Annotated in this window: 15 protein-coding genes; 3 read left to right on the forward strand and 12 right to left on the reverse strand. The window is 59.8% G+C overall.

Translation table 11 applies throughout. From position 1 onward, the window contains the following. Nucleotides 1-87: 87 nt before the first annotated feature. Genes Ga0074115_RS13975 through Ga0074115_RS14015 form a run of 9 tightly spaced genes read right to left on the reverse strand, consistent with a single transcriptional unit; the run spans nucleotide 88 to nucleotide 9359 of the window. Complete coding sequence (locus Ga0074115_RS13975; protein WP_057957361.1) at nucleotides 88-501, reverse strand: type II secretion system F family protein; 414 nt, start codon at nucleotides 499-501, stop codon at nucleotides 88-90. Between the two features lie 22 nt (nucleotides 502-523). Next, a complete protein-coding gene (locus Ga0074115_RS13980) occupies nucleotides 524-2209 on the reverse strand; it encodes a GspE/PulE family protein (RefSeq protein ID WP_060528637.1) in 1686 nt (561 codons plus the stop codon). Beyond that, nucleotides 2190-3788: an ExeA family protein gene (locus Ga0074115_RS13985; protein WP_060528638.1), complete on the reverse strand. Its 1599-nt coding sequence runs from the start codon at nucleotides 3786-3788 to the stop codon at nucleotides 2190-2192. Before Ga0074115_RS13985 ends, Ga0074115_RS13980 begins: the two co-directional genes overlap by 20 nt. Further along, nucleotides 3770-4669: a tetratricopeptide repeat protein gene (locus Ga0074115_RS13990; protein WP_082626960.1), complete on the reverse strand. Its 900-nt coding sequence runs from the start codon at nucleotides 4667-4669 to the stop codon at nucleotides 3770-3772. Before Ga0074115_RS13990 ends, Ga0074115_RS13985 begins: the two co-directional genes overlap by 19 nt. Then, entirely contained in the window at nucleotides 4666-6231 is a 1566-nt protein-coding gene (locus tag Ga0074115_RS13995; protein WP_232433115.1) for a pilus assembly protein MshL, read from the reverse strand. The genes Ga0074115_RS13990 and Ga0074115_RS13995 overlap by 4 nt, the downstream gene beginning before the upstream one ends. 59 nt (nucleotides 6232-6290) lie before the next feature. Next, on the reverse strand, nucleotides 6291-6854 hold the full coding sequence (locus Ga0074115_RS14000) for a hypothetical protein (RefSeq protein WP_057955058.1): 564 nt from the start codon (nucleotides 6852-6854) through the stop codon (nucleotides 6291-6293). Next, nucleotides 6851-8143 (reverse strand): hypothetical protein, encoded by a 1293-nt coding sequence (locus tag Ga0074115_RS14005; RefSeq protein WP_060528640.1) that lies wholly within the window; start codon nucleotides 8141-8143, stop codon nucleotides 6851-6853. Before Ga0074115_RS14005 ends, Ga0074115_RS14000 begins: the two co-directional genes overlap by 4 nt. A 4-nt stretch (nucleotides 8144-8147) precedes the next feature. Further along, nucleotides 8148-8645: a hypothetical protein gene (locus Ga0074115_RS14010; protein WP_057955056.1), complete on the reverse strand. Its 498-nt coding sequence runs from the start codon at nucleotides 8643-8645 to the stop codon at nucleotides 8148-8150. A gap of 3 nt (nucleotides 8646-8648) precedes the next feature. Continuing rightward, a complete protein-coding gene (locus tag Ga0074115_RS14015; protein WP_006475567.1) occupies nucleotides 8649-9359 on the reverse strand; it encodes a prepilin-type N-terminal cleavage/methylation domain-containing protein in 711 nt (236 codons plus the stop codon). Nucleotides 9360-9846: 487 nt separating this feature from the next. Here Ga0074115_RS14015 and Ga0074115_RS14020 point away from each other — a divergent pair, with 487 nt between their 5' ends. After that, the gene (locus Ga0074115_RS14020; protein WP_057955055.1) at nucleotides 9847-10212 is read left to right on the forward strand and encodes a diacylglycerol kinase; all 366 of its coding nucleotides are present in this window, start codon (nucleotides 9847-9849) and stop codon (nucleotides 10210-10212) included. Between the two features lie 7 nt (nucleotides 10213-10219). Here Ga0074115_RS14020 and metH read toward each other — a convergent pair whose 3' ends face one another. After that, a complete protein-coding gene (gene metH / locus Ga0074115_RS14025; RefSeq protein WP_060528641.1) occupies nucleotides 10220-13924 on the reverse strand; it encodes a methionine synthase in 3705 nt (1234 codons plus the stop codon). 175 nt (nucleotides 13925-14099) lie between these two features. On the opposite strand from metH, the gene Ga0074115_RS14030 reads away from it, so the two are divergent. Further along, nucleotides 14100-15188 (forward strand): response regulator, encoded by a 1089-nt coding sequence (locus Ga0074115_RS14030; protein WP_267887540.1) that lies wholly within the window; start codon nucleotides 14100-14102, stop codon nucleotides 15186-15188. Here Ga0074115_RS14030 and Ga0074115_RS14035 read toward each other — a convergent pair. Next, nucleotides 15126-15686, reverse strand: coding sequence for an LEA/WHy family protein (locus Ga0074115_RS14035; RefSeq protein ID WP_060528642.1), 561 nt, complete (start codon nucleotides 15684-15686; stop codon nucleotides 15126-15128). The genes Ga0074115_RS14030 and Ga0074115_RS14035 overlap by 63 nt on opposite strands. A 127-nt stretch (nucleotides 15687-15813) precedes the next feature. On the opposite strand from Ga0074115_RS14035, the gene msrA reads away from it, so the two are divergent. Continuing rightward, nucleotides 15814-16452: a peptide-methionine (S)-S-oxide reductase MsrA gene (gene msrA, locus Ga0074115_RS14040; RefSeq protein ID WP_057955052.1), complete on the forward strand. Its 639-nt coding sequence runs from the start codon at nucleotides 15814-15816 to the stop codon at nucleotides 16450-16452. A 245-nt stretch (nucleotides 16453-16697) separates the two neighbouring features. Here the strand turns inward: msrA and Ga0074115_RS14045 are convergent. Next, nucleotides 16698-20147, reverse strand: a 3450-nt coding sequence (locus Ga0074115_RS14045) for an Ig-like domain-containing protein (protein WP_087959789.1), incomplete at its 5' end; no start/stop codon positions are given.

A 20147-nucleotide genomic window follows, 5' to 3' on the forward strand; every position in this document is an offset into this window, starting at 1 on the left:
TTCGCTGATTAAGAGTTTCTTCCGCATGTCAGATACAAAGTATATTTTGGCAAGTTCAAAAATAGACTGCCAATACTTTCGGAACGATTAATAGAGCACCGTGTTGGAGAAGATCTTGGGATAGAGCCCCACCGCCTCGGAGATACTGCTGCCCGCCTCCACATAGAAACGGATATCTTCCATGGCGAGCGCTAGGGCCGGGTTCTCGGTGCCCTGGGCCGCCTCCTGCAGCGCCTCACTGGCCGGGATGCCACTGCCGAGCATTACCGACAGATTGGAGAGGGTCTCGGCTACCTCAGTAGTCTTTACTTTGCGCAGACCGAAGCGGGTGAATTCAGCGTATTTGGCGGCTAGCTTGCCGAGCTGGCGAATGTGCAGCACCGTGCCGCCTTCGTTCTCCAGGTAGTTGATCGCCATGGTCTCATCGTCATAGGGCAGACGAGCCACGCTGTTGGCGATGGCGCCGCTGGGCTGCAGCATCTTGTAGCTATAGTAGGGCATTGCAGTAAGATGTGGCTGCGCTTCAGATCAGGCTGGGCTCTTTGCCCCAGCTATCGTCACTGTTGAAACCGTGGCCAAGCACCCGGTGTACCTCCTCGATCGAGATGGTGCCGGACTTCACCTTGACCAGCGCCGTGTGCAGGAAGCCGCTGCGCCGGGCGGCGGCCTCCAGGCTCGCCATATCGGCGCCAGAGCCGATCATCGCACGCAGTTCCTTGTTGAACTCCAGCATCTCGTAGATCAGAGTGCGGCCGCGGTAGCCGGTGCCACCGCAGTGATCACAGCCGGTCCCACGATAGAGCTCGGTGATATTGTTGTCGCCGATATAGTCGAGCTCCTCCTGGCTGGGAGTGTAGCCTTGCTTGCAGGAGGGACAGATGCGGCGCACCAGTCGCTGGCTGACAATGCCGACTAGAGAGTCGGCCAGCATGTAGGGTTTGATGCCGAGTGACTGCAGCCGCGGGATGGCGCCGATGGCGCTGTTGGTATGCAGGGTCGACAGCACCATGTGGCCGGTCTCGGCTGCCGTGAGCGCAGTCCCGGCGGTCTCCGGGTCGCGGATCTCACCGACCAGCAGCACGTCCGGGTCGTGGCGCAGAAAGTATTTAATGGCGTTGGCGAAGGTGTAGCCCGCCTTGGGGTTGACCTCGGTCTGACGCAGCAGTGGCAGGCGGAATTCGATTGGGTTTTCCACCGTCAGCACATTCTTGTGCAGCAGATTGAGGGTCAGCAGGGTCGCATAGAGGCTGGAAGTCTTGCCCGAACCGGTGGGGCCGGTGAGCAGCACCAGGCCGAAGGGTTCGTTGAACATGCGCGACATGTGTTTCGCGTCGTCCTCGAGAAAGCCGAGCTGGCCTATACCCATGAAGGCGCTCTTCATAGGTAGGATGCGCACCACCATGTTCTCGCCATAGGGGCAGACGGTGGTGGAGGCGCGGAAGTAGTATTGAGTGTTGAGGATGGTCGACTCAAACGAGCCATCCTGGGGCAGCCGCTGCTCGGCGATGTCCATGCCAGCCTTTAGCTTGAGGGATGAGATCAGCCGCTTGAAGGGGTTGGGCAGGGAGAGCATGGAGCGCATCACGCCGTCGATGCGGAAGGCGATGTTGAGGGTGTCGGTCATCGGCCGCAGGTGGATATCCGAGGCGCGGTGTTTGGCGGCGAGATGGAACAGATGCTCCAGCAACTGCTCCACCGGACGCGCCTGAGAGTGGTCGTTGGAGATGATATGGATCTCCCGGTCCAGCAGTTCCTCCACCGGGTTGTCGAAAAAGTGATAGTAGTGGTGGATCGCGTCGATCAGCTTCGACTCCTCGACCATCACATACTCCGGTGCCAGGCCAGTATGGCGGGTCACCGTTTGGGTCATGCTGGCAAAGTCGATGCTCGATGTGGCGATTAGAATCTGGTTCTCATCGCGCAGCACAGGCAGAAACTTCTGGCTCAGGCAGAGGTTGCGGTTGACCCGCCGCAGCAAGTTGGTGTCGATCGCCAACTGGTCGAGATCGTGATAGGGGATGTTGGCCTGGTCGGCCAGCCCCAAGGCCAGATCATACTCGGTGACCAACCCGGTGCTGGTGAGGATACTGCCGAACTTCTCGCCGCTGACGGTGTGTTCGTGCAGGGCGAAGGCGATCTGCTCATCGCCGATTACGCCGCGTGCCTTGAGCAGTTCTCCTAGGGGTAATTTATCCACCGGTGCGTCCATCTTCTGGCTCCTTGGCGGCTTTTGCCGCGAGAGTCTGTTTTATGCGGTGCTGAATCCGATAGAGCGTGTTGCTGTCCGGATTGCCTGTGGGCGACAGTTGGTTGTCGCGCTGGAATTCGTAAATCGCCTTCATCAGTTTACCGCCGACTACGCCGTCGAGAGTGCCATCGTAGTAGCCGAGGCTGGCCAGATCCTGCTGCAGCAGCTCAACCGCTTCTCCATTCACTCCGTAATGGTAGGCCTCTAGCCGGTAGGGCGCTTGCCAGAGCAGCAGCCATTTGCCAGAGGGTAGTTGCAGTAGCGGAGCCTCGTCGCTGGCGTCCTCCTGCTGTGCCAGAGTGACCGGCTGCAGAGTGTTGAGATCCGCCAGCAGGGCCTGAATCCTGTCGAACTTGTTCTGCCTCAGTAAGGGCGCCAGCAGGCGGGTCTGCTCCTCGAGCTGATAGGCAGCGAGGAATGTCTGAATCGCTTCGTCGCTGAGTGTTGGCGTGACGGAAGGGGCAGCCGTTGCGAGCGGGGGCGGCGTTGCCACTGCAGAAGGTGCTACGCTGCTTGGCAGCATTCCGCTGTTGTAGAGTAGGAGACTGATGACTGCACCTGCAGTGAGGGCCGCTGCCGCACCGCCCAAGAACCACCAGTGGCGTCTGCCGGCAGTGGCTGGAATCAACTCCTTCTCCGCCTCCCACACCAGCGAGGGGCTGATGGCGCGGTTGCGATGGGCGCAGAGGCCATACAGGCAGCGCTCCATCAGCAGGTTGAGGCGGCGCGGGTTGCCGTTGCTGAAGCGCTGGATCGCGCGCAGCGCGCCGGGCTGCATGCTGATGCAGCCGTTGCAGCCGGCCGTGTTGAGTTTGAAATAGATATACTGTTCGGTGGTCTCTCGGTCCCAAGGCAAGACCCGGGCGTGTAGTGCCACCCGACTCATCAACTGGCGCAGATCGGTACGCTGCAGGTTCTGTTCCAGCTCTGGTTGGCCCACCAGCAGGATCTGTAGCAGCTTCTCACGTTCGGTCTCCAGATTGGAGAGCATGCGCACCAGTTCGAGGCTCTCGATGGAGAGATTCTGCGCGTCATCGATTACCAGCACGCAGTTGTTGCCTTGCCAGAACTGCTCCAGCAGGAAGCTGTTGAGCGCATCCAGTTGTGACTGGAAGTCGGCGTTGCCGATATCGATGCCGAAATCTTTGTTGATCGCACGCAGCAGCTCGACCCCTTGGGTGAAGCTGTTGAGGATCAGCGAGCTGGCGATCTCCCGCTCCTGCAGCGCCAGCAGCAGGCGACGGGTGATGGTGGACTTGCCCAGCCCCACCTCGCCGGTGAGCAACATAAAACCCTTGCGTCCGAGGATCGCATGCAGCAGCTCGGTGACTGAGCTCTCGGCCCGCGGCTCGCGATAGAAGTGGCGCGCATCGGGCACCACCGGGAAGGGATTGTGGCTGAGTCCCAGATAGGTGAGATAGATGTCGCCCTCCACCTTTGTGCCGAACAGGGTGTCGGCGGCCAGTTCCCTTGCGGGCTGGACCGGTGTGGTTTCGGCGAGACGCAGTTCGCCGCCTGACTTTACAGCGGTTGTTTCCATCGTGCTTTGAGCGTGGTTGCGAGTTTTTCGAGTCGTAGATCACCCGGGTGCGACTGTTGTAGCCGCTGCAGCAGTTGATATGCACCTACCTGATCGCCACGGTTCCAGCGTAGCACCACCAGATTGGCACCCGCCTCCAGGTTGTCAGGGCTCTTTTTCAGTACTTTGTGGAGCAGGTGCTCGGCCTCTTCGTGGTCGCCCTGACGTAGCGCCCAGTAGGCTTCCAGGTTGGTCACATAGGGGTGGGAGCGGCCTAGCAGTTTCCACAGGCGGCCCAGGTTGCGGTTGAAGTTGGCCTCGTTGCCACTGGCGATGGCGGAACGAATCGCGTTGATGCGCTGGGTAATCTTGCCGTTACGGCGGATCTCACGCTGCACATCCGCCTCTCTGTCGGAGGGGGTGTAGGTCGGTTGTTGCTGTTTTTCCTCCTCAGCCGGGATGGCGTTGAGCAGATCCATGCCTGCTGAGCCGGATTGGCCGGCTTGCGGTTCGAGATTCGGGGCCTCTGCCAGCGTGTTCTGTTGTCGGTTTGCCTGGGCGATAAGTGCCCGGGCTCTGCTGTTTGCCGGCTCGCTGGCGGCGTCGAAGGGGACGGTTGGTTTTCGCTCGATCAAATCGGCGCTGGTGACTACGGGATTTCTGCTGTTGGGGTGATTGGTCAGCAGAGTTGAAGTCAGCAGTGAAAGACTACCGCCAACCAGGAACAGGACCACAAACATGACCCAGAGGAGTGGCGAGCCTCTTCCGCTACGGCCGATCGTGAGGCGTTGTGCCTTTCGCTTTAGCTTGGGCGGTTCAGCAGTTGAGGCGGGCGGCGGGTCGAGGCTTAGACCCTGGCCGTCGTCGGGTATCCCCTGGAGGGCTTGATGGATAAGGCTCATATTACTGATACTCGCAATACAACCACCAGCTCCCTGGTCTCCTGAAGGTCATCTTCCCTGCCAAAGATCTTACCCAGCACCCCCAGCTTGTCACGCCCGGGAAAGCCCGAGTCGGTGCTGCGGCGCATGTCGCTGATCAGGCCGCCGAGCATCACGGTTTCGCCGTTATGCAGCTTCGCGGTGGTGCTGATCTCCTCCAGATTGACCTTGGGCAGGGAGATGGCAACATTTTGGATGGTGACCAGCTTCAGGCTCTCGAGGTCTACCTCACTCTTGATCGGGTGGATTGAGAGTGATACACGGCCATCTTCACCGATAAAGGGGATAACGCCGAGTAGCAGCCCGTCGAACACGGTGTCGGTCTTGATCTCGGTGGAGACGGTGCCGTTGCCGACTACTGTGGAGGTGTTCTGGGTGATTTTGGTCTCTTTGATATAGGTGTTGCTCTGCCCCACGCTGATCATCGCCGGCTGGGCGTGGCGTGCACGGATGGTGGGGTTTGAGAGCAGTTGCACCTCACCGAACGCCTCCAGCAGGGTGGCGGCAAATAGGGTGCTGTTATTGCCATTGAGATTGGAGAAGACCAGTCCCGCCTGCGGGGCCACTGGGCCGGGGGTGGAGCTGATCGTGAGCGGATTGGCGCCTGGATTGAATACATCGTTGGAGAGGACCTGGCTAATGCCGGAGGAGAAACCGACGGTGCCGCCGAGGGCCTCGCGCAGCAGTGACCAGTCGATACCAAACTCATAGCCGTCGGCCAGCCTCACCTCGAGGATACGTGCCTCAATCAGCACCTGGCTGCCGACGATCTTCTGGTAGCGCGACACCAGCTTCTCCACGTTGCGCACCACCGAGGGTTTGTCGCGGACATAGAGAGTGCCGGAGAGGGCGTTCAGATCTGCTTTGCCCTTGGCGGAGAGCAGCGCCTTGATCGAAGTCTGCAGCGAATCATAGGGGTTGGTGATATTGCCGCTCTTGCCGGAGATTCTGAAGTTGCCAGTGAGGCTGGATGTGCTGCCCTGGGAAGTGCTGGCACTGCCGAGTACGTCACCGCCGGCATCGAAGGAGGCAGTGGTCTGCGACTCGACAAAATCGAGGTGGAACACGGCTGTCTGAAACGGAGTGATAAACAGGGTGTTGCCGCGGGTCTCGCTGTGGAGGTCGGCGCTTTCGAGGATCCAGTTGAGTACCTGGGAAGCTGGGGTGTCGCGGAAGTGGACCGATATCGGACGCGGGTTGCTGCTCAGGGCTGGATCGATCAGCAGGTTGAGGCCTGCCTCTTCAGCGACCGCGCGCAGCAGATGGCGCACATCTTCGTTATCCAGGGAGATGCTGATCAGCTGGTCGCCAAGCGGATCAAAGCTCGGCAGCAGCGGCTCGATCGGTGCACCTTGCAGGGCCGGGCCCTGCTCCAGATTATTGCGCACTTCATCCTGATAGCGACCAATCGTTTTCGAGCCATCGATCAGGCGCTCGCGGATCATCTGGTAAGCGGAGAGCTTGGGATCGACCTCAGGCTGCTGTTTCTGCGGCACCGAGTTACAGCCGGCCAAGGTTAGCATGGCAGCCGCCAGAGGAAGGAGCAGATGCATTCGGATTTTTGTTGCTGTGTTGTTCGTGCTCATAGTCGGTTTTCCGCTGGGTTTTCCGTCCAGGACTGGGATAGCTGCCCGCTGTCAAGTGTGGCGGTCTCCATGCCCACGCCTTTCTGCAGCCAGTGGCTGACATTACGCCAGCTTAAAAGCACACCCTCTGGCTGCACCTTCTCGACACGGGGCCCCTCCGGCAGGGTCTCGCCTTGACGGTAGAAGCGGCCGTCGATAACGCAGTAGCGCTGTTTTGATGAGACGAAGGTCATCGACAGGCTGTAGTGGGATGGCAGTTCAACCTTGGGCGCATCCATAATCGGATAGGTCCGGGCGACCCGCTGGTAGCCGAAAGCCATCAGGTTGGCAGGGCCGCGCGGGGGAGCCTTCGGCGTCACCAGACGCGCCAGGCGCGGCTCCAGCTGGGCCAGGTCGGCGATTACGGTTGGCTTGACGCGCGGGATGTTGGGGGCCTTGGGCAGCTTGATCTGTACCACCTGGCGAGGTTGCTCAAGACGCCAATAGGCATAGGCGGCGCTGAAGATCACCGAGAGGCTGAACAGCAGGGAGAGGATCAGGGGGAGATATTTGAGTCTCATTGCAGTGGCCGCTCCATCTTGATTTCAAAACGTGAGCGGTCCAGATCGGTGGTGAAGTTGCGTTCGACAATCCGGTAGCCTAGTTGCCGCAGGTCGAGCAGAAGCCCCTGCTGTGCCGCCTGGGCTTCGCGAAATCCCTTTTTCAGGGTGCCCCTGAGGGAGACGCTGATATTGCTCTCGCCATATTCGGCGCTCATGCTCTCGATCCGCTGCCCCTCACGAATCACAGAAGAGAGCTCGCTCAGCAGGCGCCGGTAGGAGGGGGCGATGCGTACCCAGGCGAGCTCTTGGGCGAAGTCGAGGGTGCTCTGATAATCGGGGGCCGGCTCGATGGGAGGTAGGGCCCGCTGCCGGAGTTCCGTCTGTAGATGGTCTGCCTCGGCAGTACGGTTGTCTGCGCTGACGTGCAGCATCTGACCGGCGATCGCAAGACCGGCAGCGAGAATCAGTCCGCTGACCGCGCTCAGGGGCAGGGACATCTGGGTTGTTTTGGCCGCCAATCCCATCGTGGTTGAGAGACCATGGCGGGGTTTTAAGAACTTCAGGGTCTGTGGCAGCGATGCCTGACGCGGACCCTGTTCGGTATCCAGGGGTTCGGAGGGGAGCAGCAGTGCCGTGGCATCGAGTCGCTCGGTGAGTTCGACGGCGTGCTCTTCCAGTTTCTCTTCATCTTCCAGCCAGTGCAGAAAGATCAGTTCGCGCAGCTTGATATGTTCGTTCTCTTCGGCGCTGCGCAGCTCCTGGGCAAGAGAGTTCCAGAGTAGCTCCTGGGTGTCAGGTGTCTCGGTATAGGCGGAGATGGTGGCGGCAGTGAGCGGTCGGGTGGAGCTGCCCACCAGCAGTTCGGCGTTGCCGTCATGCAGCAGCACCAGGGCCACCGGCTCCTTGCGTTTGAGTTGGCGCAGGGTCTGCCAGAGCACCTCATAGAGGGAGAAGATCATCAGGTGATGATGGTTGGCTGCCTGCCGCTCCTGATAACGTAGATAGGTGCTGGTGGGAATTGCGGTATAGAGCAGTTCTGTGGTGGTCTTGTCGCGGCTGCGCTTCCAGTGGGTGATGATGTAGGGAGATTCCTCCATCTCGCCCTTCTCCTGCAGCTGGCGGCGGATCAGGGATTCGGCATATTTGGCTGGCGCGTCGATACGCAGCACCTGGCTGACCGCGCTCTCCGGCTGGATCAGCCAGGCGGTATCCTGCGCGAGTTCGCTGGTATCGTTGAACGGGCGGAGGCTGCGTTTCTCCAGCAGCATCGGGCGGTCGTTGAGGTCGATCAGGTAGTGCCGCGCCATCGGATTATCTCGTACGTACCAGAAAGGCCCCACGTAGTGTCACGGTGGCGGTGCTTTCCTGGGTGTTGATCTCACTGTTATCGGCCATCTTGGCCCCTGAAATGGTCGCCTTGTTCTTTACCTCATCCCGAGTTGCGGTGATGTCGACCCGCAGGTATTCGGGCTTGTAGTAGAAGGCCGGTCCATGGTCTGCCTGAGCGAGCAGGCGGGAGACCAGGTCCCAGCTTGTCTCGCGCTGCAGGCTGACCGGAAAACGCTCCCAACTCTGCGGCGTAGCACCGGTGGCTGAGGCCTTGTCCAGCAGCGCCTTCGCCCGTGAGACGAAGGCTTGGTGGGCAGCGAGCCGCCGGTGCGACTGTTCGGTCTGGCGCTGCCACTCGCTGAGGGTGGCAAGGCGTTGGTTCGCCGCGTCCTGGCGCAACCACCCCTCTACTGCATAGTGAGTCGCAGCAGGAAGAGCGATCAGCGCCGACAGGCCAAGGAGCAGGGGCAGGGGAGACATGGCTTACAGGTTCAGACGCAGAACAGCGGCAGCACCGGCGTCGGGGCCGAGAGCAACATTGACCTTGGTGACGGGGCCAGTCTCAAATGCAGCGGGCCAGTTGGCCACAGTGGGGGTGGTGCCAGCGCCGCCGGCTACATTCTCTACATAGAGGAAGTTGCCGGCCTGACCGTTGGCCTCGCCATCGATGATGCGGTCCAGTGCGATGCCGAGATCGGTGGGGATGGCGGAGGTGGCAGCGCCCTGTTTCGCCTGCAGCCGGATCACGTTGCCGAAGCTGCCGGCGGAGGTGAAGGTCAGCATGATGGTGTACTGGGTGCCGTCGGCGGAGCTATAGCGACGCTGCATGGTGCTGCCGGTGGCGCCCAGTGGTGGCGTCAGCAGGCCGACAGTACGTAGCTGATTGAGGATGTTCTCTTCAGTGATGCCGTCAGCCACCGAACCGTCACGCAGATTGTTGGCGTCGGGGGCGTTGGTGTCATTGGCGATATCCCCAAGGATCCAGCCGGTGCGGTCGTAGTAGTTCTGGTAGGTGACCATCCAGTCATTGATAAAGCCGTTGAAGAGCTTCTTCTGGTCGCCACTGCGGACCAGGTCCTTACCCTTGATAACAGCACCCAGGATGATGCCGATGATGATGATGACGATGGATATCTCGACCAGGGTGAAACCCGCGCTGCGATGGCGGGAACCCAGGATGTTCGGCCTGCTCATGTGATGACTCCTCAAGAAATTTTTTGCTTTGGACCTTTGTTTGTCGCACGGCTTGCCAAAAGAACTTTGGCGTTGGCGGTATGACGGAATCATTTTGTGAATAGCCGGTCTTGCCTGCAATGGACAACTTGGAGTGGTAATGGGAACGGGTGCCCATTTTCTAGTGAAAAAGCGGAACGGCGAGATTAGGAGTTATTTTTTACCGGAAAAATACTCAGGAAATGCCCCATTAAGAATTTTTTTCCCTTTTATTATCAGAGACTTGCATCACGTAAAAAGTGACTGTACGTCACACTATTGGGGGCTGTTGCGTCACAAAAAAGAGCGCGCTAGAAGTGCACGATTTGGAATTAAATTCTGTAGTAAGGACGTTCTTTTGTGTCCCAACGGGCCGATTGAGCATGGGGGTTTCCCGGTGAGGCCAACCTCTCGAGTGCAGCTGTGGCCGTGTCGATTTTCATAAAGGAAGCTGGTACAAGGATGTGCCATGGCTAAACCGGAAAACAATCGAGGCCTGCGGCGTTTGATCAATGCGACCCGTTGGTCGATGCAGGGCTTTGCCTCCGCCTATCGTCATGAGGCGGCGTTTCGTCAGGAGGTCTGGTTGCTGGCGCCGCTGCTTCCGGTCGGCCTCTGGCTGGGCGACAGCGGGGTGGAAAAGGCCCTGCTGGCCGGCTCTCTGCTGATCGTGCTGCTGGTGGAGTTGCTCAATAGCGCAGTGGAAAATGTGGTCGATCGTATCGGTGACGAGCCCCACAAACTCTCCGGCCGGGCCAAGGATCAGGGCTCTGCCGCGGTGTTTGTGGCGCTGCTGTTGGTGGTGATGACCTGGGGATTGGTGCTACTGGTTTGAAGCGGAATCAGTTGCTCTCCGGCTCATAGGCCAGGTTCGGCGCCAGCCAGCGTTCCACCTCTTGCAGTTCCATGTCGATGCGGGTGGCGTAGTCTACGATCTGGTCGCGGTTGATCTTGCCGACTGCGAAGTAGTGGCTGTCGGGGTGACTAAAATAGAGTCCGCTGACCGCTGCTGTGGGCACCATGGCCTTGGCCTCGGTGAGCCAGATGCCGGTGCTCTTCTCCACGTCGAGCAGTTCCCAGAGCATATCCTTTTCGGTGTGATCTGGGCTGGCGGGGTAACCCATGGCGGGGCGGATGCCGGTGTACTTCTCAGCGACACGCTCCTCGTTGCTGAGTTTCTCGTTAGCGGCATAGCCCCAGTAGTGACGGCGCACCCGTTCGTGTAGCCACTCGGCCAGGGCCTCGGCGAGGCGATCGGCCAAGGCTTTGAGCATGATGGCGCTGTAGTCGTCGTGATCCTTTTCAAACTCGGCGATCTTGTCGTCGATGCCGATACCTGCAGTGCAAGCGAAGCCGCCGATATAGTCGCTATGGCCGCTCGATTTCGGGGCAATGAAGTCGGCCAGGCAGGTGTTGGCCTTGCCCTTCGGCTGTTTGCCCTGCTTGCGCAGGAAGTGCAGGGTGCTGATGAGGCGCCTCTGTTCGCCTGCTGCTGGCTGAAGGCCATAGACCTCGACGTCATCACCCACGGCGTTGGCCGGGAACAGGCCGATGACCGCCTTGGCGGTCAGCCACTTCTCGGTGATGATCTTGTGCAGCATCTCACGGGCGTCGGCGAGCAGTTTCTTCGCCTCCTCGCCCTTTTCCCGGTCTTCCAGTATCTGCGGATAGCGGCCCTTGAGCTGCCAGGCGTGGAAGAAGAAGGTCCAGTCGATGTAGTCGATCAGCAGCTCGAGCTGGATATCGTCCATGACGTTGACCCCCAACTTGTTGGGTTTACAGGCGACGAAGTTGTCCCAGTCGATGGCGACGGGATTGGCTCTGGCCGCTTCGATTGGCACCAGGTTACGGGCCTCGTTCTTGGATGCACGGCGCTCGCGTACATCTTCGTATGAGCGGCGCAGGTCGGCGATATAGTCATAGCGCAGATCCTTGGAGAGCAGGTTGCTGGCGACGCCGACGGCGCGGGAGGCGTCGGGCACGTAGACCACCGGGTGGTCATACTCAGGCTCGATTTTCACTGCGGTATGGGCGATGGAGGTGGTGGCACCGCCGATCATCAGCGGCTGGCTCATGCCGAGGCGTTTCATCTCCTTGGCGACGTGGACCATCTCATCGAGCGACGGGGTGATCAGGCCGGAGAGGCCGATGATATCGACCTGATGCTCTTGGGCCTGTTTGAGGATGGTGTCGGCGGGAACCATCACGCCGATGTCGATCACCTCATAGTTGTTGCACTGCAGCACCACGCCGACGATGTTCTTGCCGATGTCATGAACGTCGCCTTTCACCGTGGCCATCAGGATCTTGCCTTGGGCCTGGGCGCCGCACTCGGCCTTCTCCGCCTCCAGGAAGGGTTCCAGATAGGCCACCGACTTCTTCATCACCCGGGCCGATTTGACCACCTGGGGCAGGAACATCTTGCCAGCGCCGAATAGGTCACCGACCACGTTCATGCCGTCCATCAGAGGGCCTTCGATAACTTCCAGGGACTTGTCGACCGCCTGGCGCGCCTCTTCGGTATCCGTGTCGATATACTCGGTGATGCCTTTCACTAGGGCGTGCTCCAGCCGTTTGTTGACCGGCCAGCTGCGCCACTCCAGATCCTCCACCTTGTTGCCGCCGACCACGTCGCCCGCGTAGTTGGGGGCGATCTCCACCAGCCGGTCGCCCGCCTCAGGATCTTTATTGAGGACCACATCTTCCACTGCGTCGCGTAGCTCGGCGGGCAGGTCATCGTAGACCGCCAGCTGGGCAGCGTTGACTATGCCCATGTCCATGCCGGCCTGGATCGCGTGGTAGAGGAACACCGCGTGGATCGCCTCGCGCACCGGGTTGTTGCCGCGGAAGGAGAAGGAGACATTGGAGACGCCGCCGGAGATCAGCGCATGGGGGCAGGCGGCTTTTATCTCGCGGGTTGCTTCGATGAAGTCGACGCCGTAGTTGTCGTGCTCTGGGATGCCGGTGGCGACGGCGAAGATGTTGGGGTCGAAGATGATGTCCTCGGCTGGAAAGCCTACCTCTTCGGTGAGAATCTGGTAGGCGCGGGTACAGATCTCCACCTTGCGCGCCAGGGTGTCGGCCTGACCCTCCTCGTCGAAGGCCATGACGATCACTGCGGCGCCGTAGCGGCGGCAGAGCTTGGCCTGCTGCTTGAACTTGTCGATCCCCTCTTTCATCGAGATGGAGTTGACGATGGGCTTGCCTTGCACACACTTCAGCCCCGCCTCGATGATCTCCCACTTGGAGGAGTCGATCATCACCGGCACCTTGGAGATGTCGGGCTCGCCGGCACAGAGATTAAGAAAGCGCTGCATGGCAGCGACGCCGTCGAGCATCGCCTCGTCCATGTTGACGTCGACCACCTGGGCGCCGTTCTCTACCTGGGCGCGGCAGACGTCGAGGGCCTCTTCGTACTCCTCGTTGAGGATCAGCCGCTTGAACTTGGCGGAGCCGGTGACATTGGCCCGTTCGCCGACGTTGACGAAGAGTGAGTCGGGGCCGATGTTGAGGGGTTCCAGGCCGGAGAGGCGGCACTCGGGGCGGATCTCCGGCAATTTGCGGGGCGCCTGGTCCGCCACCGCCTCGGCGATCGCCTTGATGTGTGCCGGCGTGGTGCCACAGCAGCCACCGATGATGTTGAGAAAGCCCGCCTCGGCCCACTCGGCGATCTGCTGGCCCATCGCCTCGGGACCCAGGTCGTACTCGCCGAACTCGTTGGGCAGGCCTGCATTGGGGTGGACGTTGACGTGGCACTCGGCGACCCGCGATATCTCCTCCACGTACTGGCGCATCAGCTCCGGGCCGAGGGCGCAGTTGAGACCGATGGAGATCGGGCGGGCGTGGCGCAGGCTGTTGTAGAAGGCCTCGGTGGTCTGGCCCGAGAGGGTACGGCCGGAGGCGTCGGTGATGGTGCCGGAGATCATGATCGGCAGCCGCAGCTGGTCCTCATCGAACACCTGCTCGCAGGCGGCAACCGCTGCTTTCGCGTTGAGGGTGTCGAAGATGGTCTCAATCAGCAGGATGTCGACACCGCCCTCGATCAGGCCGCGGGTCGCCTCGGCGTAAGCCTCTACCAGCTCGTCGAAGCTGATGTTGCGCGCGCCGGGGTCGTTGACGTCGGGAGAGATGGAGGCGGTGCGATTGGTGGGGCCGAGTACACCGGCGACGTAGCGTGGCTTCTCCGGTGTGGCATATTTGTCAGCCGCCTCGCGGCAGAGGCGCGCACCGGCGACGTTCATCTCGTAGGCCAGCGCCTGCATGTCGTAGTCGGCCATCGAGATGCGGTTGGCGCCGAAGGTGTTGGTTTCGAGGATGTCGGCGCCGGCCTCCATGTACTCCTCGTGGATGCCGCGGATCAGCTCCGGCTGGGACAGTACCAGCAGGTCGTTGTTGCCCTTCAGATCGCTCGGCCAGTCGGTAAAGCGTTCACCTCGATAATCTTCTTCCGTGAGCTTGTGGCGTTGGATCATGGTGCCCATGGCACCGTCCAGAATGAGAATCCGTTCACATAGTATCGATTCAAGTTCCGGGGTAATATTGTCCATAATTGGGCCAGCCATAATGATTCACGTCGCTAAGCGTAGTCTAAAAGGTTGGGGATTATAGATCCCTGGAATGATATAGGCGACAGCAGCACCCCTTACCTTAGATGCTGTTCGCGGAATTTGGTGGTGGTGCCGCGGTGTCTTTCACCCTGGAAACCAACCTGATGGATTGGGAGTGAGTATTTTGGCTAGACAAGCCCTTCTGATAGATGATTCCAAATCGGCCCGAATCGTATTGAGCCGGTTATTGAAAAAGAGTGGCTTCGAAAATGTCACCATGGCCGAGTCTGGTGAGCAGGCACTGGAACAGTTGGAGACGATCACGCCCGATGCCATTTTCGTTGACTACTTCATGGATGGCATGGATGGCCTGGAGACCATCGCTGCGATCAAGAAGATCCCGCGTCTGACCAATATCCCGGTGGTGATGTGCACTGCCAACGAGGGCAAACGCTATGCGGAGGCGGCGGAGTCCCATGGTGCGGTCGGCATCATGACCAAACCGCCCACCAGGGAGGGGCTGCAGGAGATCATCGAGCTGGTCGATCAGGCCACCGAGGCGGTACCGGTGGTGGATGCCACGCCGGTGGTGGAGCCTGTGCGGGAGCTGCCCAGGGATAGCGAGAGGGTGCACGGGAGCTTTGCTATCTCGGCGGAGGAGGTGCGCAGCATCGCGCGACGCGCCACCCGTCAGATCGCCCAAGAGGTGGTTGGCGACCTGGCGGCTCAGGCGGTGGAGCGGAGTCTTAAAGAGCGGCCATTGGATGTCAATATCGACAAGCTGCGTGATGAGATCATCGAGCAGGTGAATCGGGACGTGGAAGCGATCGTCATCAAGCTTAACGATCGGGTGGTGGCCGAGGTGATTGGCACCCATTTCCGCGAGCAGTGGGCGGTCTTTTCAGAGCAGATCGCAGCACAGCTGGAGGTGTTCAAGCGTGGTGTGACGAGTCAGTTGCCCGGGCGCGAACAGTTGCTTGAGGATGTGCTCCGTCAGGTGCCCGATAAGGGCGAGATGATCGAAGAGATCCGCAGTGTGGCCGAGGGCTCTATCGATGCCCACGCCGCAGAGACGGCAACCCGGGTCGCCCGGGAGGTCGCGAAAAACACTGCAGCCGAGGTGGCCGAGGAGCTTTTTGAGCAGCGCTTCAAGACGATGCCAGTGTCGGCGGTGGCGGCTGGCGGTAGCGGCCGGCGGCGTCTATTGATGGTCGGGGGTGGCCTGTTTCTGGTCGGACTGATCGCTGGTTTTCTGCTGCTTTAAAGGCTTGGGGTCCGGTGCAATGCCGGGCGTTCTGGGGTATTCGATAGTGATCTGGCCCTCCGCAGAGACCGGAATCTCTCTCGCCTCTCCAACCAGCTGGAAGCTGCCCTCAAGGGAGTATTGTAGCGGCAGATCGCGGTTGAACATGACCTTGCCGAAGTGGCCGACGATGTTGAATAGATCGCTGCTTGTTACTGCGGTCAGACGTCGGATGGTGTAAGGCTTGAGGATAAAAGCCAGCGGAATTTCCGCCTCGCAGAAACGACTCCCGTTCAGATCCAGGTGATAGCTGAAGCGGCGCAGGCGTAGCGGTAGTTTGCCCGGATTTCTTAGCGCCAGGGAGACGCGGTAGAGGTGCTCGGGTTCGGTCAGACTCTCCACCTGCAATCCCTCCAAGTAGACCGTGGGGAGAGGTGGGGATGCGAAACATATGCCCCAGCCCGCCAGCGCTAGTATCAGGCTGGTCAGGCGCAGCCAGGGTGTGATGAATCTCCACATGCCTCAGAGTATGCCTTGTCGCCAGGATCCTGGTGAAGCCGGGATTTCCCTTAGATAATCATTGGTTTCTGCCGGACTCCGGCGAACCGAATGACGTTATAGTGTGGGCAAGCAGTGGGGGCAGGTAATGTTTGGTTTAGGTCGTAAAAAAGTGATGCCAGAGCCCGAGGAGGCTCTGCCCGGACGGCGTGAGACGATGGCAGTGGCGGACAACCACTTTGTCTTGGGCAATCCGCTGCGGGGGCCGTTTCCTGAGGAGCTGGAGTTTGCCATGTTCGGGCTCGGTTGTTTTTGGGGGGCAGAGCGGCGTTTCTGGGAGTTGCCTGGGGTCTTCTCGAGCGCAGTGGGTTATGCAGCCGGATATACCCCGAATCCCAGCTATGAAGAGGTCTGCAGCGGCATGACCGGCCACAATGAGGTGGTGCGATTGGTATTCGACCCGGCTGAGCTGAGATACCAGAAGCTGCTCAAATGTTTCTGGGAGTCTCACGATCCAACCCAAGGCATGCGTCAGGGCAATGATCTGGGCACTCAATATCGTTCGGGCATCTATACTTACTCAGAGGCCCAGCAGCAGCTGGCGGAGGCGTCCCGCCGAGTCTATCAGAATGCGCTCTCTCAGACCGGCGGCCGGCCGATCACCACCGAGATTATCGCAGCGCCGAACTTCTACTTTGCCGAGGCCTACCATCAGCAGTATCTGGCGAAGAATCCGAACGGCTACTGCGGCCTCGGCGGTACCGGGGTCAGCTTCCCGCGGCGCTGAGCCACCTTGGCTCAACTCAGTCTGGCCGTGAGGCAAGTGAATTCCGCGAGTGGCCAACAGTCCACGACTCCCATCCATGGGGTCGTACCTCCTGCATCCCTATAGTCGCTAGCTATCCCCGACAGGGGTGTAGGGGGAGGAGCGTGAGCAGGGAGCGGTAGCTTTACGTGCGATTTGCGCCTTGAATCTGAATGTTCTGAATCACAATCCACTTCGTTCAGACTGAATCAGAGGATCCCTAACATTTATTGCCGCATATACCCGAACCGCCGTCTCGATGCTAGCAACAGCAGGAGCAGCAGCCATGGGCTAAGTGCGCCACCGCCGCCTGATGATGCTTCATATACCTGGATGGTGACTGTCGCATCGGCGGAGTCGGTTTTTCCATCGCTGACCCTGAAGCTGAAGGAGTCTGTCCCCGTAAATCCATCATTGGGGCGGTAGCTTAGATCAGGTGCGCTGCCGCTCAATGTGCCATTGGCAGGCTGGGTGACCAAGGTGTAGGTCAGGCTGTCGCCATCGGCGTCACTGCCGGTGAGAGTGATGGCGAGTGTCGAACCTGTGGTGACACTGAGCGACCGGGAGGTTGCCGTTGGAGCGGTATTGTCGGGGATCGTTGCGGTTGCAACACCCAGGCCCCAGGGATCGCGTATGATCCCGCTTCTTCCATCGCGATCGAACGCATCATTATCCGTGAGCGTCATGGTAATGGTGCGCTCGGTGTGGTCGATGACCGCAGCGGTGAAAGTTTGCCAAGTATCACTGCTGTCCGGTTTACGAACGATGGTGTCTTGCGGAATGCTCACCGTGGATGGAAATTGGAAGACCACGGTTGCGCTACCGGAGGGCGCCGTGATGCTGAAGTCGAATAGTCCCAGTGGAAAGTGGTAACCGTCGTCTGGAACCTCCAGATCGCTCTCATTGGAGATGGGAAGCCCGCTCTGACCGCTAGTGTGCGCGATCAGTTGCCCGTCTCCGGTGGAGATCGTCACTTTCTTTCCCGCCAGATCGTCCAGACCAAGATCATGTGCGGTGGTAGGGGGAACAATGAACTCGAGGATGCTGTTGTCAACAGCGCCATCTCCCGTTTCCAGGGCGTCGATAACACCATCTTCATCACTGTCGGTGGGATGGTCGGGATCGCCAATCTCCCGGGCATCCGGTGAGCCGTCGGTGTCGGTGTCGATGGAATCGGGGTCAAGCCCGGCACTGCTGGCCTGCTCGTCACTCAGACCGTCGCTGTTGTTGTCGTTGGCGGTCGCTTCATTGACCGTTACCGGCAGTTCAATGGTGTCACTTGCGCCCCGGCTGTCGATCACTGTCAGAATCAGGGTCTCGCTGCCCGCATTCAGGGCGTTGAAGATTAGGTCCGAGCCTTCGATGGTCGTGGTGCCCAGTGCCGATGCCGATACAGTGAAAATGTGACTGTCGGTGCTGTCTGCATCGGTAACGCCGAAATTGAGTGTCGCACTCTGGCCGATAACGGTGACCAGCCCGTTGTTGCCCTGACGAACCAGTACCGGTGCCTGGTTGTTTTCCGTCACCGTGATGCGCACGGTTGCCGGTTCGGAATGGTCGCTGCCATCGTTGACCGTGAAGGTGAGTTGATCCTCGCCACTGAAATCGGCATTCGGCGTAAAGGTCAGGTTGGGAGCGGTCCCGCTCAAACTGCCGTGAGCTGGCTGTGTGACCAAAGCGTAGCTGAGGCTATCTCCATCGGCGTCGGTCCCGTTCAGGGCGATGTCGATGGCCGTGTCCTCCACGGTGGTGAGTGACTGTGCCTCGGCAATCGGTATGTCCTGGATGGCAGTGACGTTGATCGTTACGCTGGCCGCGGCTGAATCGGTAATCCCATCATTGACCTTGAAGGTGAACGAGTCTGCCCCGGCGAAGTTGGCGCCGGGTGTGTAGCTTAGTGAAGGGGCCTCGCCGGTGAGCGTGCCCTGTTGCGGAGTGCTGAGCAGGGTGAAGGTGAGCGCGTTACCTTCCGCATCGGTACCCTCCAGCTCTATTGCAACTGGGCTATCCTCGTCAACGGTGATGGTCTGGCCAGTTGCGATCGGTGCGTCGTTGTGCTCGACAATGGTGATGTTGATGCTGACCGTGGCGGAATCGGCACGGCCATCACTGGCCTTGAAGGTAAATGAATCTACGCCGTGGAAATCGGTCGCTGGGGTATAAGTCAGGCTGGGCGGCGTACCGTTCAGTTGGCCATGGGCAGGTTGCGTGACAATCAGGTAGGTGAGTGCATCACTGTCCAGGTCAGAGCCAGTCAGGGTGATCCCTAGCGGAGTGTCCTCTAGGGCGGCCAACGATTGGCCGTTGGCAACGGGGGCGTCATTGATTGGCGCAATATTGACGTTAAAACTCTCGATTGTCCGGCCATTATCTCCATCGGTAACCGCGATCGTTACGGTGGCGGCTCCGGATGCGTTGGCGGCGGGGGTAAGCGTGATTTTTCTGCTGGCTCCGCTGCCGGAAAGCTGGAGGTTTGCAGCAGGAAACAGCTGCGGATTGCTGGATGCCGCGGTTACGTATAGATCAGCCGTTGCCGTTTCGACATCGCCAATGGTAAAGGCAATAGAGATGGGGTCCTGATCCTCATCCATGGAGAGATCGGCGATCGTTGAGATGGTGGGATCGTCATTAATCGCATTGACCGTCAGGTTGAAGCTTTCACTGACGCTTTCACCATCGCCGTCGGCAACCGTTACTGTGACCACCGCCGATCCGGATTGCTGGGCGGCGGGCGTGATGCTCACCGAACGATCTGCGCCACTGCCAGTGAGGGTGATGTTTGCGTTAGGCAGCAGGGTCTGGTTGCTGGATGACGCGGTGACCACCAGGTCGCCTGGCGTTGTTTCAGCGTCATTGATCACGAAGGCAATGGCACCGGTTGCTCTGTCTTCATCGGTTGTGATCGCACCTATGGCGCTGATGGTGGGTGTGTCACTGATTGCGTTGATGGTAATGGCGACCGTAGCGGCATCGGAATTGGCGCCGCCGTCGTTGACCTTGAAGGTAAAGGCATCTGTGCCGTTGAAATCGGAATGAGGTGTGTAGGTCAGATTGGGTGCGGTGCCTGACAGCGTTCCGTTAGCGGGCTCGGCGATGACCACAAAGGTCAGGCTGTCGCCGTCGACGTCGCTGCCACTCAGAATAATATTGACAGCGGTGTCTTCATCAGTGGAGACCGACTGTGCATCGGCGATGGGAGCGTCGGCGCTAGCGGTGACACTAATGCTGACGGTGGCCGCAACCGAATCGTCAGCGCCATCGTTGACCTTGAAGGTGAACGAATCCTGACCGTTGAAATCGGGGTCGGGCGTGTAGGTCAGGTTGGGCGCGGTGCCGCTCAAGGTGCCGTGGGATGGGGTGCTGAGCAGCATGTAGCTGATCGGATCGTTATCGGCGTCGCTGCCGCTGAGGGTGATCGCAACGGCGGTATCTTCCGCCGTGGTGACTGCCTGAGCGTCTGCGACTGGTGCATCCTGGACCGGTTCGACCGTGATGCTCACCCTGGCCTCGGTGGAATCGGCGCTGCCATCGTTGACCTTGAAGGTGAACGAATCCTGACCGTTGAAATCGGGGTTAGGTGTGTAGGTCAGGTTGGGCGCGGTGCCGCTCAAGGTGCCGTGGGATGGGGTGCTGAGCAGCATGTAGCTGATCGGATCGTTATCGGCGTCGCTGCCGCT

The sequence above is a fragment of the endosymbiont of Ridgeia piscesae genome, from assembly GCF_001443665.1.
GTDB classification, from domain to species: Bacteria; Pseudomonadota; Gammaproteobacteria; order Chromatiales; family Chromatiaceae; genus Endoriftia; species Endoriftia persephonae.